Here is a 14033-nt window from a genome sequence, read left to right as displayed (position 1 = left end):
TTTCAAGTATTTAGTTGTGTTGTCGTTTTGTGTTGTATCAAAAAATCCGCAGCAAAAAGCGCGGATTTATATTTTATGATAATGCTATATCAAACTGTGTTAATTCTTTAAACGCTTGTAAGCGTGCCTGTACTTCTTCGCTCGTTAATTCTTCCATGCGTTGTGTTCCGAATTTTTCAACACAGAACGATGCTAAGTTCGAGCCGTAAATAATAGCACTTTTCATATTTTCGAATGTTATATCTTCTGTTTTCGCTAAATAGCCACAAAAACCTCCTGCGAAAGTATCGCCAGCTCCTGTAGGGTCAAACACTTCTGCTAATGGCAATGCCGGTGCAAAGAACATATTTCCTTCGTTAAACAATAACGCTCCGTGTTCTCCTTTTTTTATAACTACGTATTTTGGCCCCATTTCATGGATTTTCTTTGCTGCATTAACCAACGAATACTCTCCACTTAACTGACGTGCTTCCTCATCGTTAATCGTAATAACATCTACACGTTTTAAAACTTCATGTAAATCGTTTAATGCGATATCCATCCAAAAATTCATTGTATCTAATACTACTAGCTTTGGTCGTTCATTCATTTGGTCTAAAACCGATGCTTGAGTTAATGGGTGTAAATTTCCTAACATTACAACAGGTGCATCTTTAAATGCTTCTGGAACTACAGGTTGAAAATTTTCTAATACGTTTAGTTCGGTTACCAAGGTGTCACGAGAGTTCATATCGTTGTGATACCTTCCGCTCCAAAAGAATGTTTTTCCCTCTTCAACGATTTCAATTCCATCGGTATTGATTCCTTTTTCATTCATCATCTCTAAGTATGATTTCGGAAAATCTCCTCCTACTACAGAAACCACTCCTGTTTGCACTCCAAATTGTGAAGCGGCTAAACCAACAAACGTTCCTGAACCTCCTAAAATTTTGTCAGTTTTTCCAAAGGGTGTTTCGATAGCATCAAATGCCACGGTTCCTACTGCTAATAATTTACTCATAACTCTACTTAATAATCCTATAACTAAGGAAATGGTTTTGTTTTAGTAAGCCTCTATAAATCACTAAGACTTAAAATTTTACTAATTCTACTGTTTAAGGCTAAAACTATCATGTTAACTGCCTTTTTTATCGTAATTTTGCGTTTTTAATTAAAAACGGTCCTTTTGACTTTGCAAAAATAGTTTTAAAAAATGACTATCAAAGAAATACAAGAAGAAATTATTGACGAGTTTTCGATGTTTGATGACTGGATGGAACGTTATGAGTACATTATCGAACTAGGCAAATCGCTGCCGTTAATAAATGACGCATACAAGTTAGATGAAAACTTAATCAAAGGATGCCAATCGAAAGTATGGTTGCATTCTGAATTAAAAGACGATACTATTGCGTTTACTGCCGATAGCGATGCTATTTTAACTAAAGGAATTGTCGCCTTATTATTAAGAGTGTTTTCTAACCAAACACCAAAGGCTATTTTAGAGGCAGATACTGATTTTATTGATGAAATTGGTTTAAAAGAGCATTTAAGCCCGACTCGTGCTAACGGATTGGTATCTATGGTAAAGCAAATAAAAATGTATGCCATTGCACAGCAAAGTAAGTTGACAAATTAAAGAAGCTTAGAATTATGACTGAAGATAAATTAGAAGAATTAGGAGATAAAATCGTTCGCGTTTTAAAAACAATTTTCGACCCAGAAATACCTGTTGATATTTACGAGCTAGGGTTGATTTACGACGTATTTATTTCAGAAGAAAACGACGCTAAAATATTAATGACCTTGACTTCTCCTAATTGTCCTGTAGCAGAAACCTTGCCTGTTGAAGTTGAAGAAAAGGTAAAAACCTTGAAAGAAATTAACAATTGTGAGGTTGAAATTACTTTCGACCCCACTTGGACACAAGATATGATGAGTGAAGAAGCTAAATTAGAATTGGGAATGTTGTAGGCTGTTGGCTGTTGGCTGTTGGCTGTTGGCTGTTGCTAAAAATACTTTTCAACTTTCAAACTTTTAACTCAAGAACTTTTTAACTTAAAACATGGCAGACGAAATCATAAACAGAGTCGCAAATAGTCAACTTATTACTATTGATTTGGAGGATTTTTATCCTGAAGGCAAGCGTGTGTTATTTGATATTAAAGATTGGTTATTTGAAGAATTAATTCTTCGTGAAAAAGACTTTAGAGCATCTGCTGAAGAACACGACTGGTCGCAATATCAAAACTGTTATGTTTCTTTAACTTGTTCTGCTGATGCTATTATACCTTCTTGGGCGTATCTTTTATTGGCTACGAAACTCACTCCCTTCGCAAAAAAGGTGATGGTTGGTGATTTGGTGTTGTTAGAGACCTTAGTATATCAAGAGGTTATCAAACAACTTGACCTTACTGAGTATGAAGATAAACCCGTAATTATCAAAGGGTGTAGTAATAAACCCATTCCCCCATCTGCATATACCCTATTAATAGAAAAAATTAAACCTATCGCTAAAACCATTATGTTTGGTGAGGCTTGTTCAACCGTACCTCTTTATAAGAGAAAGAAATAACTAAATTCATAGAAATTACCCAATTTATAATTCCCCATGAAAAGGCTATTTTCAATCCTGCTCTTACTTTGTTCTTTTACGATATCTTCTCAAAAACCTCAAAAGGAAAGAGTATATAAAACGACCTTAACCAATGCCCCCTTAGATAAAAATTTTACGACTCCCGTATTCAGAGGTGTGGTATCTGCCGAAATTTTGATTAAAAAGAATCCTCCAAAAAAATGGACGGTTATTGGTAAATACACCTTTCTTTTTAATCAGTCAACATTTTCTAATTGGTCTGCCGGTGGAAACAACACCGTTGCAGGCAACATGACACTCGATTATGATTTTAACTACAAAAAGAAGAGATGGAACTGGGATAACAAAATTATTTCTGCCTATGGCTTGAGTTATGTTGACGAGCAAGGGATACGAAAAACAGAAGACCGTTTTGAATTTAACTCTTTATTGGGGTTAAAAACATCTAAACTGTGGTTTTTTTCCTTTTTTAGCAACTTTAAAACACAGTATTCAAGAGGATATGACTACAAAAAAGAGCCCAAATTGGCAGTCTCTGATTTCTTTTCTCCTGCCTATTGGAGTTTCGGACCAGGGATGCTATGGAAACGAAATGATAATGCCAGAATAAATATAGCTCCTGCCACCGCTCGTTACACTTTTGTTTCTGATGAGTTTTCAGGAAAATATGGGGTAGCAGAAGGTAAGAACTCCATCTTTGCTTTAGGTTTTAATCTCTCTGCTTATTTTAAAAGCGAAATAATGGAAGATGTAACCATGGAAAGTATTGTAGCGATATACTCTGATTACTTTAACAAACCACAAAATATTGATATTGATTATCAGCTAAACTTCTTTGTTAGAATCAATAAAAACTTATCTACCAACCTTAGTTTGCATACTATTATTGACGATGATGCTTCAAGTAAAATTCAGTTTAAAGAAGTGTTTGGTTTGGGCTTAAATTATATTTTTCATAAAACGTGACTTTTGCGCAATAAAATTGTCTAAACCCTACATAAAGCGTACTTTCGCTGCCCTAAAATTAATTTAAAATTATTACAATGAAAAAATTATTAGCACTTGCTGTTTTATTTGGAACTTTGACAGCCAATGCACAAGAAGAAAAAAAGAGGAAGTTAAAGAAGGTTGGAAAAAAAGTGGTACTGTTTCTTTTTTATTCAACCAATCTGCTTTTAACAATTGGTTAGCTGGTGGTACAAACAATATTTCTGGTACTCTTGGCTTAAATTATGATTTTAATTATGCTAAAGGGGATTGGAATTGGGATAATAAATTAATTGCTTCTTATGGTTTAACTAAATTAAGAGGACAAGAATTACAAAAAACAGACGATCGTTTAGAACTGAATTCTTTAGCAGGTAAAAAAGCAAGTGGATACTGGTATTATTCAGCATTTTTCAACTTTAAAACGCAACTATCTTCAACCTATGTTCAAGATGTGCAAACTTCTCACTTCTTTTCTCCAGCCTATTTCCAATTAGGTCCTGGTATGTTATGGAAGAAGAGTGATAATTTAAAAGTAAATATTGCTCCTGCAACTTCTAAATTAATATATGTAGATAAAGATTTAACAACTTTTGGTCCAGCTTTTGGCGTGCAGCAAGGCGAAACGACTCGTTATGAATTAGGGGCTGCTGTGAATGCCTACTACAAATTGAATGTAATGAAAAATGTATCTGTAGAAAACATTTTAAATCTTTACAGTAATTATTTAGAAGACTTTCAAAATGTAGATATTGATTATACCGTTAATGTGGTTATGAAAGTGAACGAATACTTATCTGCCAACCTTTCTATGCAAGCAATTTACGACGACAATGCTTTTGAAGGTTTTCAAACAAGAGAAGTATTTGGTTTGGGTATAAACTATGGATTGTAAAAAACTCAATATTGTGATAAAACCTCAAGAACATATCTTGGGGTTTTCTTTTTTATGTATTTTAGCCTAAAATTTTTAACCAAATGACATTATTAATTGTTTACGCCGCCTTATCTATCTTTTTTTCTTTTTTATGCTCTATTCTAGAAGCTGTTTTGTTAAGTGTTACGCCTACTTTTATAAATGTAAAAAAGAAAGAAGAGAAAGCTTATGCTAACGATCTTGAAACCTTAAAAAAAGATGTAGACAAACCTTTAATTGCAATTTTAACTGTAAATACTATTGCACATACGGTTGGTGCCATCTTGGTTGGTGCGCAAGCAAAAAAAATATTTAATGATGAAGGAAATGGTGTTTTTATCGTTTCTGCTGTCATGACAATTTTGATTTTAGTTGCTTCTGAAATCATCCCTAAAACCATTGGAGCTACCTATTGGAGATCTCTAGCAGCTTTTACCACCAAAGCTTTAAATGTACTGATATTCATTTGTAAATACACAGGTATTATTTGGGTGCTTCAGTTATTTACAAAATTATTTGGCAAAGGGGCACATGGTGAAAGTGTTTTAAGTAGAGAAGATTTTTCTGCCATGACAGATATTGCAGAGCAAGAAGGTGTTTTTCAAGAAAGCGAAGGTACGGTAATTCGAAATATGCTTAATTTTAAAGAAGTTCAAGCCAAGCATATTATGACACCGCGTACGGTTCTTACTACTGCTGATGAAAACCAAAGCATTGAATCTTTCTTTAACGAAAACAGACCTTTACGCTTTTCAAGAATTCCTGTATATTCTGAAAACCCCGATAATATTACGGGCTATGTTTTAAAAGACCAACTTTTGCTTTCTTTGGTAGATAACAAAGGAAACGAGCCTTTAAAAACCATTAAAAGAGATATTATCATCGCCAATAGAGAATTATCGATTCCTAATTTATTTGAAAAATTAATAGAGCAAAGAGAGCATTTAGCCTTAGTTGTTGATGAGTACGGAGCCGTAAGTGGCTTGGTTACTCAAGAAGATGTTATAGAAACGCTTTTGGGATATGAAATTATGGACGAAAGCGACAACGTTGCCAACCTACAAAGTTTAGCAAGAAAAAGCTGGGAACAGCGTGCTAAAAGGCTAGGGATTATTAATGATTCTGAAACGGAAACAACCGAATAAAACTTTTATAACGCTAACGAGTACATAAAAAATATCGAGGATTTTAACTTTATAAAGTTAAAATCCTCGATATTTTTTTGTGCCTTACTTTGTAAGCAACAAACTACTTTACATTTGCTAAGAAGCTGCTTTTAATTTTTTTAAGGCTGATTTTGTTAGTTTTGCTTCTGCGTATTCTTTTGTTACTTTAAACTCTTTTTCTTCTGAGCTTGGCATTTCAAACATGGCATCTGTTAAAATAGCTTCACACAAAGAACGCAATCCACGAGCTCCTAATTTATATTCTACCGCTTTACTCACAATAAACTGCAAAGCCTCCTCTGTCATCGAAAACTCAACATCATCCATCGCAAAGAGTTTGGTGTATTGCTTTATTATAGAATTTTTAGGCTCCGTTAAAATAGCTCTCAACGTTTTTTCATCTAACGGATTCATATAACTCAACACAGGCAAGCGACCTATAATTTCTGGAATTAAACCAAAAGATTTTAAATCTAACGGAGTAATGTACTGCAATAAATTATCGTGATCGACTTTATCTTCTTCTACCGAAGCACTATACCCAACTGCTTGCATATTTAAACGCTTGCTTATAATTCTATCGATACCAGAAAATGCCCCTCCTGCTATAAATAAAATATCTTTGGTATTTACCTCAATAAACTTTTGTTCTGGATGCTTCCTTCCTCCTTTTGGAGCCACGTTTACCACAGCTCCTTCCAACAGCTTTAACAATGCTTGTTGCACTCCTTCTCCAGAAACATCTCGAGTAATTGACGGATTATCTCCTTTGCGTGCTATCTTGTCTATTTCATCAATAAATACAATACCTCTTTCTGCTTTTTCAACATCATAATCGGCTGCTTGCAACAAACGGCTTAAAATACTTTCTACGTCTTCTCCAACATAACCTGCTTGGGTTAATACAGTAGCATCTACAATAGAAAATGGTACGTTTAACATTTTGGCGATGGTACGAGCAACCAAGGTTTTTCCGGTTCCTGTTTCTCCAACTAAAATAATGTTTGATTTTTCAATCTCTACCTCATCTTCATCATCTCTGGTTTGCAACAATCTTTTATAGTGATTGTATACTGCTACAGACATGGCTCTTTTGGTTTGATCTTGCCCGATGATGTATTCATCTAAAAAATCTTTAATTTCTTTCGGCTTCTTTAACGTAAGATCTTTTGATAAATCACTTGTTCTAGCTTCAGCTATTTCCTCTTCTACAATTCCATGAGCTTGCTCAATACATTTATCGCATATATGTGCATCTAAACCTGCGATTAACAAATCGGTTTCTGGTTTTTTACGCCCACAAAAGGAACATTGTAAATTTTCTTCTTTCGACATTATCTTAGGCTTTGGGCTTTAAGCTTTAGGCATTATGCAAGCACTTTAATGTAGGGCTTATAGCATGTGGCTTGTTGCTTAACGCAAAAATTATTTTCTAATTAAAATTTCGTCTACCATTCCGTAAGCTTTTGCTTCTTCGGCTTTCATCCAGTAATCTCTATCAGAATCTTTGTTTACTTTTTCTATGGTTTGACCTGAATGCTTGGCGATAATTTCGTACAACTCATCTTTCAATTTTAAGATTTCACGAGCTGTAATTTCAATATCCGATGCTTGTCCTTGTGCTCCACCTAATGGTTGGTGAATCATAATGCGAGAGTGTGGCAATGCTGAACGCTTTCCTTTTTCTCCTGCACACATTAATACGGCTCCCATAGAAGCTGCCATACCTGTACAAATGGTAGCTACATCTGGTTTAATAAATTGCATGGTATCGTAAATACCTAAACCTGCATACACTCCACCTCCTGGTGAGTTGATATAGATTGAAATATCTTTAGTAGCATCTACACTTTCTAAGAATAACAATTGCGCTTGAATTACATTCGCAACTTGGTCGTTAATTCCTGTACCTAAAAAAATGATTCTATCCATCATTAAACGAGAGAAAACATCCATTTGAGTAATGTTCATTTGGCGTTCTTCCATAATGTATGGAGTTAAGCTACTGGTTATTTTTCCTAGGTAGTTGCTATTTATTCCGTGGTGTTTTGTTGCGTATTTTTCGAACTCTTTTCCGTAATCCATTTTTAAAATGTTTTTTGGTTTATAAAAGATGTAAATATAAGAACTATTTCGTTAGTATGTTTGTTAGAATTCATGGCTAAAAAAACCTGAATGTACATTCAGGTTTTTTGGTATAAATTTTAGCAATTGCTTATTACTTGTATACTTCTTTGATAAAATCTTCGTAAGAAACTTCTTTTGTATCAAAACTCATGTTCTCTTTATAAAAAGCTAATAATTTTTGAGAAATTAGTTGCTCTTGTAAACGACGTGCTTCGTCTTGATTTTGTAAGATTCTTCCTGCGATATCATCTAATTCTTTTTCTTCTGGATTCATATTACCAAATTGTGCCATTTGCGCTCTAATAAATCCTTTAGCATAATCTACTAACTCTGCATAGTCTAATTTAATATCGTTATCCTTCATAATCTTTCCTTCGATTAATTGGTAACGTAATCCTTTTTCAGACTTGTTGTATTCTTCGATTGCTTCTTCAGTAGATAATTCTTTTTCTCCTGCAGTTTGCAACCACTTTTGTAAGAATTCAGCTGGTAAATCGAACTTCGTATTATCTACTAAGTTTTCGGTAATTGCGTTTAGCAATTGTTGGTCTGCTTGTTGTTGGAATTGTCTTTCTGCGTCTTCTTTAATTTTGTCTTTTAATTCAGTCACAGTTTTTACACTTCCGTCAGCAAATAACTTATCGAATAATTCTTGATCTAACTCTGCTGGTTCTATTTCAGTAATTTCTTCAATGGTAAATGTTACAGGAATGTCTAGGTCGTGAACTTCGTCGTGAGACACGCCTAAAGCTCCTTGTAACTTGTGCTCGTCTTCGAATAAGTCTTTAGTTTCTAATTCTAAAACGTCTCCTACTTTGGCTCCTACAAACATTTCTACATTTGCTTTTCCTTTGATATCTTTTACAGAAATAGTAGATTTTTTGTTGATTTCTTTCTCTTCGTTTACAAAAGTACCTGTTACATTCGTTTCTTCTGTAACTTCGTCTTTGGCAGACATTTTACCGTAACGAGATTGAATGTTTTCAATTTCTTTTTCGATTAACTCGTCGGTAGCAACAATGTTATATTGTGTTACTTTGTTCTCTGGTTGTAAGTTTACCTCAAATTCAGGAGCTAATCCTAATTCAAATTCAAAAGAGAACTTGTCAGCATCCCAATTGAAATCTTCTTGAACTCTTGGTAATGGATTACCTAAGATATCTAACTTTTCTTCAACTAAGAATTTATTTAACGATTCTTGTAAAAGCTTGTTTACTTCATCGATCATTACTGATTTTCCGTATTGCTTTTTTACCATTCCCATTGGTACATGACCTTTTCTAAATCCAGGAATGTTAGCCGTTTTACGGTAATCGTTTAATACTTTTGTTACTTTATCTTGATAATCTTCTGCAACAATATCAACTTTTACAACTGCATTTAATGCATCTACGTTTTCTTTTGTTATATTCATCTTAAAAATCTGTTTCTTAAAAAAATCGGGTGCAAAATTACTACTTTATTTATTGATAACCAAGACTTTTAGCAATAAGAATAGCATCTTTTTCACCTTCATTACTTTCTAGTTTTTAATGTTTTAGGGCGCTTATTCGTCTCCTTCTTTTAATAGTGAAAAGAGTAGCGATCTGAAAACTGACAGCAATACACTAAATAAAAGTGCTGTAAAAAAACCGCTTACCGCAAATCCTGACACCAATTTATCTGCCAGTAATATGATAACTGCATTAATTACAAAAAGGAACAACCCTAGCGTAATAATGGTGGCTGGTAGTGTAAAAAACACTAATAACGGACGCACAATTAGGTTTAACAACGCAATAACTACTGCTACAATTACTGCAGTAGTATAGCCAGACACGGTTACTCCTGGTAAAATTTTTGCCAATACAATTACTGCCAATGCTGTTAATAATATCTTTAAAAATGTTCTCATTTTTCTTTCTTTTATTTGGTTGGTTACGAATTATAAAATTACTCTTTTTTTCGCTAAAACTATGAATTCGTAACACTACGTAGACATTACCACAACCATACCAAAAACGGCAACCTGCTGTTTTGGCAGGTTTAAAAACGTTGTTTTAGTTTTGAATAAATATATTATAGATTTGGTAATCGTAAATTGTCATGTATTATAACAGAAAACTATATTTAAAAACCAAAAATAAGTACCCGCCGCATTGCAACCTTTATAAAAGTTTCCCGTTTCATCAAAATGGAGTTGATGTATTTACAAAGCATACTAACAAAAATCTATTACTTTTGTGGTAGTGATGCGCATTTAGGAATTTATGGAAAAATTAACAAGTATTGAAACAAAAAGAGACTATCTATTCGCAATAATTGCATGTGCATTGTTATTTATTACCACCAAAGAAGCAATTCCTGTATTCGTATATTCTTTTTTTGCACTTTTGTTTGCTTTTTATTTTTTACCTATTCGGCTGGCTTTCAATCTCAAAAAAGATATACCAACCAACGAGATGGTAATCTTAATTATAAATAGTGTACTTTTTTCTACTGTATTGGCTTTTTCGATACTTCAACTATATATTCCTGAAAGTAGTTTTGTAAAAATTGCTATTTTAGTTATTGGAATCATCAACTTTTTCATCATAGTTTATGGTTATTTTAAATTCAATAGACTTTTATTTTTAAACTTTATCTTTGAGTTCATTATAGCGCTAATGCATTTATAAAAACAAAAACCAAGGATTATTCATTCTAACCATTTCTATTTTCTTCAATCAACAAAATTCAATACGTGATAAACAACATTATAACCTCTATAAAAGTCACCGATTTTCATCAAAATGAAGTGGATATTCTTACAAAGTATGCTAACAAGATTCTATTATTATTGTTTTACAACAATGCTTGCTTGGGCTGTACTGGTAGAGCTATTCCGCTAGCGTATCAATTCAAGCAAACTTATCAAGACATTGAGGTTATTGGTATTCATAGTAACTTTAACAGCAACACTGTTTCTAAAGAGGATATTCTAAGTATTTTTACTGTTAACGAGCTTCCGTTTCCTATTTATATAGACAACGACCACAAAATGTATGATTTTTTTCAGTCGGAAGGAACGCCGCAATGGGTATTGCTTACCCCCAAAGGCGAAGTGTATCGCTCAATCTTCGGCTCGCAAGAGAATGCCCAAAACAGATTGTACTATGCTTTGGAAAGTTTAACTCAAAATAATGGTTAAATTTTTAAAGTAAATTATTGAATACTTATTTTTTTAAGACTTCTGATACTTTAACGGCTATTACTTCTTGCACTTCCTCGTCTTCTTGTAACAGGTGTAGCAAATTGTCTTTTATACGACTGTCGATATCTGATATATCGTACACCAACGGTGGTTCACCACTTATAGCCAACGACATTTCTCCTTTACCAGTGAGTAGCCATGTTGGATTTATTTCTGGAAAGGAATTTAGAATTTTGTTTAATACATTACTTTTAAAAGACGATTTTCTTCTAATTGCTGTACCGATAGAATTGTTAGACACCTGAATAATCTCTTCAAAAGACCTGATATTAAGTCTTTTGTAGTTAATTATCTCTTCTACCCTTTTATATGTTTCATCTACAAAATCGCCCATTCAAAAATAACTTTTTTCTAAAATTTATTAAATTTTGTTTTCTTTTTTAGTTTTTTGTTTGTATCTTTACTTCGTAATAAGTACAGGATACGTACAAATATAAATTAAAAAGCGCTATTAATTCCTAAAAAACAATTTGAGTTTTTATGATAACTGCTATACAACGAGAAGAATTAGAAAAAATCAAACCTCCAAAGTACCGTGAGAAGGTAAAAAAACACCTATTACAAAATGGCCATCATTTTTCTTTAGAAACCATACAAAAAGTATATTCTGGCAAGAGAAATAACTTAGCTATTGAAAAAGCTATTGTAGAGGTATTTCATAGTTACATGAAAAACCAACAGGCTCTTTGCGAGAATATTAACAATTTAATGAACGAAATTAACGATAACATCTCTTAACACATGTTGTTTTTCGCCGGGGGGCGACTATACTAAACGAGGGTAAGGAATTAACATCCTCCCTCGTTTATTGTTAAAAAAAAAACCGCTTCTTTGTAAAAATCTTTTGGGTTTTCAGCATGCAACCAATGCCCTGCTCTAATTATCGTTTTGATTTCGGCATTCGGAAAATGTGCTTGAATTAAGGGTTCATCTTCTTCAGAAATATATCTTGAATTGGCTCCGCGCAAAAACAAGGTGTCTCCTTCAAAAACGGTAAAAGGTGGTAGTGCAACACCTACTTCACTATTATTTTCTGTTAACGATGGTAAGTTGAAACGAAATGCCAATTCATCCTTTGTTTTTCTGTATACGTTTTTTGCTAAAAATTGACGTATTCCTTTTTCTGGAATTAGCTCTGCTAGTTTTTTATCGATTAACGTACGTGAGGTTTGTACCGAAAAATCTACAGCGTTTAAGGCCGCTAGAATTTCGTGGTGATGCGGTGGGTACTCTCTTGGTGATATATCGGCTACCAATAGTTTACGGACCAATTCAGAATGTTTAGTAGCAAACAACATGGCTGTTTTACCTCCCATGGAGTGCCCTAGCAAATCAACTTTGGTTAAATTGTGGTGTTGTATATAATTGTGCAAATCGCTAACCAACAACTCATAATCAAAGGCATCTGCATGAAAGCTTCTTCCATGGTTTCGCTGGTCTATTAAATGCACTTCAAAACCGTCTTCAGCAAATTTGTTTGCATGCGACTTCCAATTATCACCCATGCCAAAGTATCCATGCAAAATAAGCAACGGTTGTCCTTCACCCACTATTTTTGAATGTAATACCTCCATAATTATTGCAAACGGTGTAAATACATATTTATCACATTTTCTAAGCCTAAATACAAACTTTCAGAAATTAATGCATGCCCGATAGACACCTCGGCTAAATGAGGAACCTGTTGTTTAAAAAATTGAATATTATCTAAACTTAAATCATGCCCTGCGTTTACTCCCAATCCTAATTCATTTGCCAAAATAGCAGCTTCGGCATACGGTTTTACCGCCTCTTTGTTTCCTTTTTCGTATTGTGTAGCAAATTCTTCGGTATACAATTCAATTCTATCCGTTCCTGTTTTTGTAGCAGCTTCAATCAGTTTTAAATCAGCATCAATAAAAATAGAAGTTCGAATTCCTGCGTTTTTAAATTCGGCAATTACTTCTTGCAAATACGATTGGTGTGTTAGCGTATCCCAACCAGCATTTGAGGTAATTTGATCAACACTATCAGGCACCAAGGTTACTTGCGTTGGTTTAATTTCTAATACCATTTGCTTGAATTTAGCTATCGGATTTCCTTCGATATTGTACTCGGTATTTACAATGGACTTTAAATCATAGGCGTCTTGATACCGAATATGACGTTCATCGGGTCTTGGGTGAATGGTAATTCCTTCTGCACCGAATTCTTGTATATCGGTTGCTACTTGCAGTAAATTAGGCACATTTCCTCCTCTAGAATTACGAAGTGTTGCTATTTTATTAATATTAACGCTTAACTTTGTCATATTGTAAAATTAGACCGCAAAGGTAACGCATTCCAACATTTTAAACTATATTCGTACTGATGAAAATCAATGATTTTATATTAAAAGAAATAAAAGCGTTAACGCTAAACAGCACGGTTAGAAGCGCTCAGAATCTGTGCAAAGACTTACCTATAACTCATATACCTGTTGTAGAAAACAATAAATTAATAGGCTGTTTGCCAGAAAGTGATATTCAAACAATTGAAAATAAAAATCGTACACTTAGTGAGTACTCTTACTTGTTAGACCACTTTTACACAGATGAGAACGCTACATTGCTTGATTTAATAGCATTATTTGCCGATAATGACTCAAACTTAATTCCTGTTCTTAACAAAGAAATGCAGTACGTTGGGTATTATGAATTGTGTGATATTTTAGATGCCTTTGCCAACAGTCCTTTTTTACATAACGAAAGTGATACGTTGATTATTGATAGGAATAAAACCGATTATTCTATGAGCCAAGTAGCACAAATAGTTGAAACCAATAACGGTAAATTATTAGGCGCTTACATTTCTTCTGAAAATATGAATAGCGTTGAAGTGACACTTAAAATTGTTTCTGAAGAAGTTAATGAAATTATTCAAACATTTCGCAGGTATGGTTACAATGTGATTACGCAACACGAAGATGATTTTTATTTAGAAGAATTAAAAGATAGAGCTGCTTATTTAAGAAGGTACTTAGATATGTAATTTTTTCAACAACTAAAACCA

17 protein-coding genes and 1 pseudogene are annotated in these 14033 nt (G+C 33.6%); 10 read left to right on the top strand and 8 right to left on the bottom strand.

What is annotated here, in order from left to right; all coding sequences use genetic code 11:
- Positions 1-73 precede the first annotated feature (73 nt).
- On the bottom strand, positions 74-1000 hold the full coding sequence (locus P8625_RS13550) for a PfkB family carbohydrate kinase (RefSeq protein ID WP_279650978.1): 927 nt from the start codon (positions 998-1000) through the stop codon (positions 74-76).
- A gap of 192 nt (positions 1001-1192) precedes the next feature.
- On the opposite strand from P8625_RS13550, the gene P8625_RS13545 reads away from it, so the two are divergent.
- The 6 genes and pseudogenes from P8625_RS13545 to P8625_RS13520 all read left to right on the top strand — a co-directional run bounded on the left by P8625_RS13545 (position 1193) and on the right by P8625_RS13520 (position 5623).
- Positions 1193-1618, top strand: coding sequence for a SufE family protein (locus tag P8625_RS13545; protein ID WP_279650977.1), 426 nt, complete (start codon positions 1193-1195; stop codon positions 1616-1618).
- Positions 1619-1632: 14 nt separating this feature from the next.
- Entirely contained in the window at positions 1633-1953 is a 321-nt protein-coding gene (locus P8625_RS13540; protein WP_115899355.1) for a DUF59 domain-containing protein, read from the top strand.
- Between the two features lie 91 nt (positions 1954-2044).
- Positions 2045-2554 (top strand): DUF2480 family protein, encoded by a 510-nt coding sequence (locus tag P8625_RS13535; RefSeq protein ID WP_279650976.1) that lies wholly within the window; start codon positions 2045-2047, stop codon positions 2552-2554.
- A gap of 36 nt (positions 2555-2590) precedes the next feature.
- The gene (locus P8625_RS13530) at positions 2591-3541 is read left to right on the top strand and encodes a DUF3078 domain-containing protein (RefSeq protein ID WP_279650975.1); all 951 of its coding nucleotides are present in this window, start codon (positions 2591-2593) and stop codon (positions 3539-3541) included.
- A gap of 77 nt (positions 3542-3618) precedes the next feature.
- Positions 3619-4457: pseudogene (locus tag P8625_RS13525) on the top strand (DUF3078 domain-containing protein).
- An 83-nt stretch (positions 4458-4540) separates the two neighbouring features.
- Positions 4541-5623 carry a CNNM domain-containing protein gene (locus P8625_RS13520; protein ID WP_279650974.1) on the top strand — a complete coding sequence of 361 codons (1083 nt, stop codon included), beginning with the start codon at positions 4541-4543 and terminating at the stop codon, positions 5621-5623.
- 117 nt (positions 5624-5740) lie between these two features.
- Here the strand turns inward: P8625_RS13520 and clpX are convergent, their stop codons facing one another.
- The 4 genes from clpX to P8625_RS13500 form a co-directional block, all read right to left on the bottom strand.
- A complete protein-coding gene (gene clpX, locus P8625_RS13515; RefSeq protein WP_279650973.1) occupies positions 5741-6979 on the bottom strand; it encodes an ATP-dependent Clp protease ATP-binding subunit ClpX in 1239 nt (412 codons plus the stop codon).
- Positions 6980-7069: 90 nt separating this feature from the next.
- Complete coding sequence (gene clpP / locus P8625_RS13510; protein WP_279650972.1) at positions 7070-7729, bottom strand: ATP-dependent Clp endopeptidase proteolytic subunit ClpP; 660 nt, start codon at positions 7727-7729, stop codon at positions 7070-7072.
- 133 nt (positions 7730-7862) lie between these two features.
- Positions 7863-9185 carry a trigger factor gene (gene tig, locus P8625_RS13505; RefSeq protein WP_279650971.1) on the bottom strand — a complete coding sequence of 441 codons (1323 nt, stop codon included), beginning with the start codon at positions 9183-9185 and terminating at the stop codon, positions 7863-7865.
- Between the two features lie 132 nt (positions 9186-9317).
- Entirely contained in the window at positions 9318-9665 is a 348-nt protein-coding gene (locus P8625_RS13500; RefSeq protein ID WP_279650970.1) for a phage holin family protein, read from the bottom strand.
- Between the two features lie 355 nt (positions 9666-10020).
- Here P8625_RS13500 and P8625_RS13495 point away from each other — a divergent pair, with 355 nt between their 5' ends.
- Together P8625_RS13495 and P8625_RS13490 are read left to right on the top strand one after the other, a co-directional pair.
- Entirely contained in the window at positions 10021-10428 is a 408-nt protein-coding gene (locus tag P8625_RS13495; protein ID WP_279650969.1) for a hypothetical protein, read from the top strand.
- 65 nt (positions 10429-10493) lie between these two features.
- Complete coding sequence (locus tag P8625_RS13490; RefSeq protein WP_279650968.1) at positions 10494-10940, top strand: TlpA family protein disulfide reductase; 447 nt, start codon at positions 10494-10496, stop codon at positions 10938-10940.
- A gap of 25 nt (positions 10941-10965) precedes the next feature.
- On the opposite strand, the gene P8625_RS13485 is transcribed toward P8625_RS13490, so the two are convergent.
- On the bottom strand, positions 10966-11337 hold the full coding sequence (locus P8625_RS13485) for a hypothetical protein (protein ID WP_279650967.1): 372 nt from the start codon (positions 11335-11337) through the stop codon (positions 10966-10968).
- Positions 11338-11483: 146 nt separating this feature from the next.
- Here P8625_RS13485 and P8625_RS13480 point away from each other — a divergent pair, with 146 nt between their 5' ends.
- Entirely contained in the window at positions 11484-11741 is a 258-nt protein-coding gene (locus tag P8625_RS13480) for a hypothetical protein (protein ID WP_279650966.1), read from the top strand.
- Between the two features lie 50 nt (positions 11742-11791).
- On the opposite strand, the gene P8625_RS13475 is transcribed toward P8625_RS13480, so the two are convergent.
- Together P8625_RS13475 and P8625_RS13470 are read right to left on the bottom strand one after the other, a co-directional pair.
- The gene (locus tag P8625_RS13475; RefSeq protein ID WP_279650965.1) at positions 11792-12577 is read right to left on the bottom strand and encodes an alpha/beta fold hydrolase; all 786 of its coding nucleotides are present in this window, start codon (positions 12575-12577) and stop codon (positions 11792-11794) included.
- A gap of 2 nt (positions 12578-12579) precedes the next feature.
- Positions 12580-13293, bottom strand: coding sequence for a pyridoxine 5'-phosphate synthase (locus P8625_RS13470; RefSeq protein ID WP_279650964.1), 714 nt, complete (start codon positions 13291-13293; stop codon positions 12580-12582).
- 59 nt (positions 13294-13352) lie between these two features.
- On the opposite strand from P8625_RS13470, the gene P8625_RS13465 reads away from it, so the two are divergent.
- Positions 13353-14012, top strand: a complete 660-nt coding sequence (locus P8625_RS13465) for a CBS domain-containing protein (protein WP_279650963.1) — start codon at positions 13353-13355, stop codon at positions 14010-14012.
- The last annotated feature ends 21 nt before the right edge of the window (positions 14013-14033 follow it).

Origin of the sequence: Tenacibaculum tangerinum, assembly GCF_029853675.1 — a bacterium.
Classification (GTDB): domain Bacteria; phylum Bacteroidota; class Bacteroidia; order Flavobacteriales; family Flavobacteriaceae; genus Polaribacter; species Polaribacter tangerinum_A.
Note: the sequence above shows the minus strand (reverse complement) of the source record. Positions and strands in the feature narration are given on the sequence as shown.

Bases quoted from the DNA above. Each gene is read 5' to 3' on its own strand.
- P8625_RS13550 (WP_279650978.1), bottom strand. From the start codon at position 1,000: ATGAGTAAATTATTAGCAGTAGGAACCGTGGCATTTGATGCTATCGAA.
- P8625_RS13545 (WP_279650977.1), top strand. From the start codon at position 1,193: ATGACTATCAAAGAAATACAAGAAGAAATTATTGACGAGTTTTCGATG.
- P8625_RS13540 (WP_115899355.1), top strand. From the start codon at position 1,633: ATGACTGAAGATAAATTAGAAGAATTAGGAGATAAAATCGTTCGCGTT.
- P8625_RS13535 (WP_279650976.1), top strand. From the start codon at position 2,045: ATGGCAGACGAAATCATAAACAGAGTCGCAAATAGTCAACTTATTACT.
- P8625_RS13530 (WP_279650975.1), top strand. From the start codon at position 2,591: ATGAAAAGGCTATTTTCAATCCTGCTCTTACTTTGTTCTTTTACGATA.
- P8625_RS13520 (WP_279650974.1), top strand. From the start codon at position 4,541: ATGACATTATTAATTGTTTACGCCGCCTTATCTATCTTTTTTTCTTTT.
- clpX (WP_279650973.1), bottom strand. From the start codon at position 6,979: ATGTCGAAAGAAGAAAATTTACAATGTTCCTTTTGTGGGCGTAAAAAA.
- clpP (WP_279650972.1), bottom strand. From the start codon at position 7,729: ATGGATTACGGAAAAGAGTTCGAAAAATACGCAACAAAACACCACGGA.
- tig (WP_279650971.1), bottom strand. From the start codon at position 9,185: ATGAATATAACAAAAGAAAACGTAGATGCATTAAATGCAGTTGTAAAA.
- P8625_RS13500 (WP_279650970.1), bottom strand. From the start codon at position 9,665: ATGAGAACATTTTTAAAGATATTATTAACAGCATTGGCAGTAATTGTA.
- P8625_RS13495 (WP_279650969.1), top strand. From the start codon at position 10,021: ATGGAAAAATTAACAAGTATTGAAACAAAAAGAGACTATCTATTCGCA.
- P8625_RS13485 (WP_279650967.1), bottom strand. From the start codon at position 11,337: ATGGGCGATTTTGTAGATGAAACATATAAAAGGGTAGAAGAGATAATT.
- P8625_RS13480 (WP_279650966.1), top strand. From the start codon at position 11,484: ATGATAACTGCTATACAACGAGAAGAATTAGAAAAAATCAAACCTCCA.
- P8625_RS13475 (WP_279650965.1), bottom strand. From the start codon at position 12,577: ATGGAGGTATTACATTCAAAAATAGTGGGTGAAGGACAACCGTTGCTT.
- P8625_RS13470 (WP_279650964.1), bottom strand. From the start codon at position 13,293: ATGACAAAGTTAAGCGTTAATATTAATAAAATAGCAACACTTCGTAAT.
- P8625_RS13465 (WP_279650963.1), top strand. From the start codon at position 13,353: ATGAAAATCAATGATTTTATATTAAAAGAAATAAAAGCGTTAACGCTA.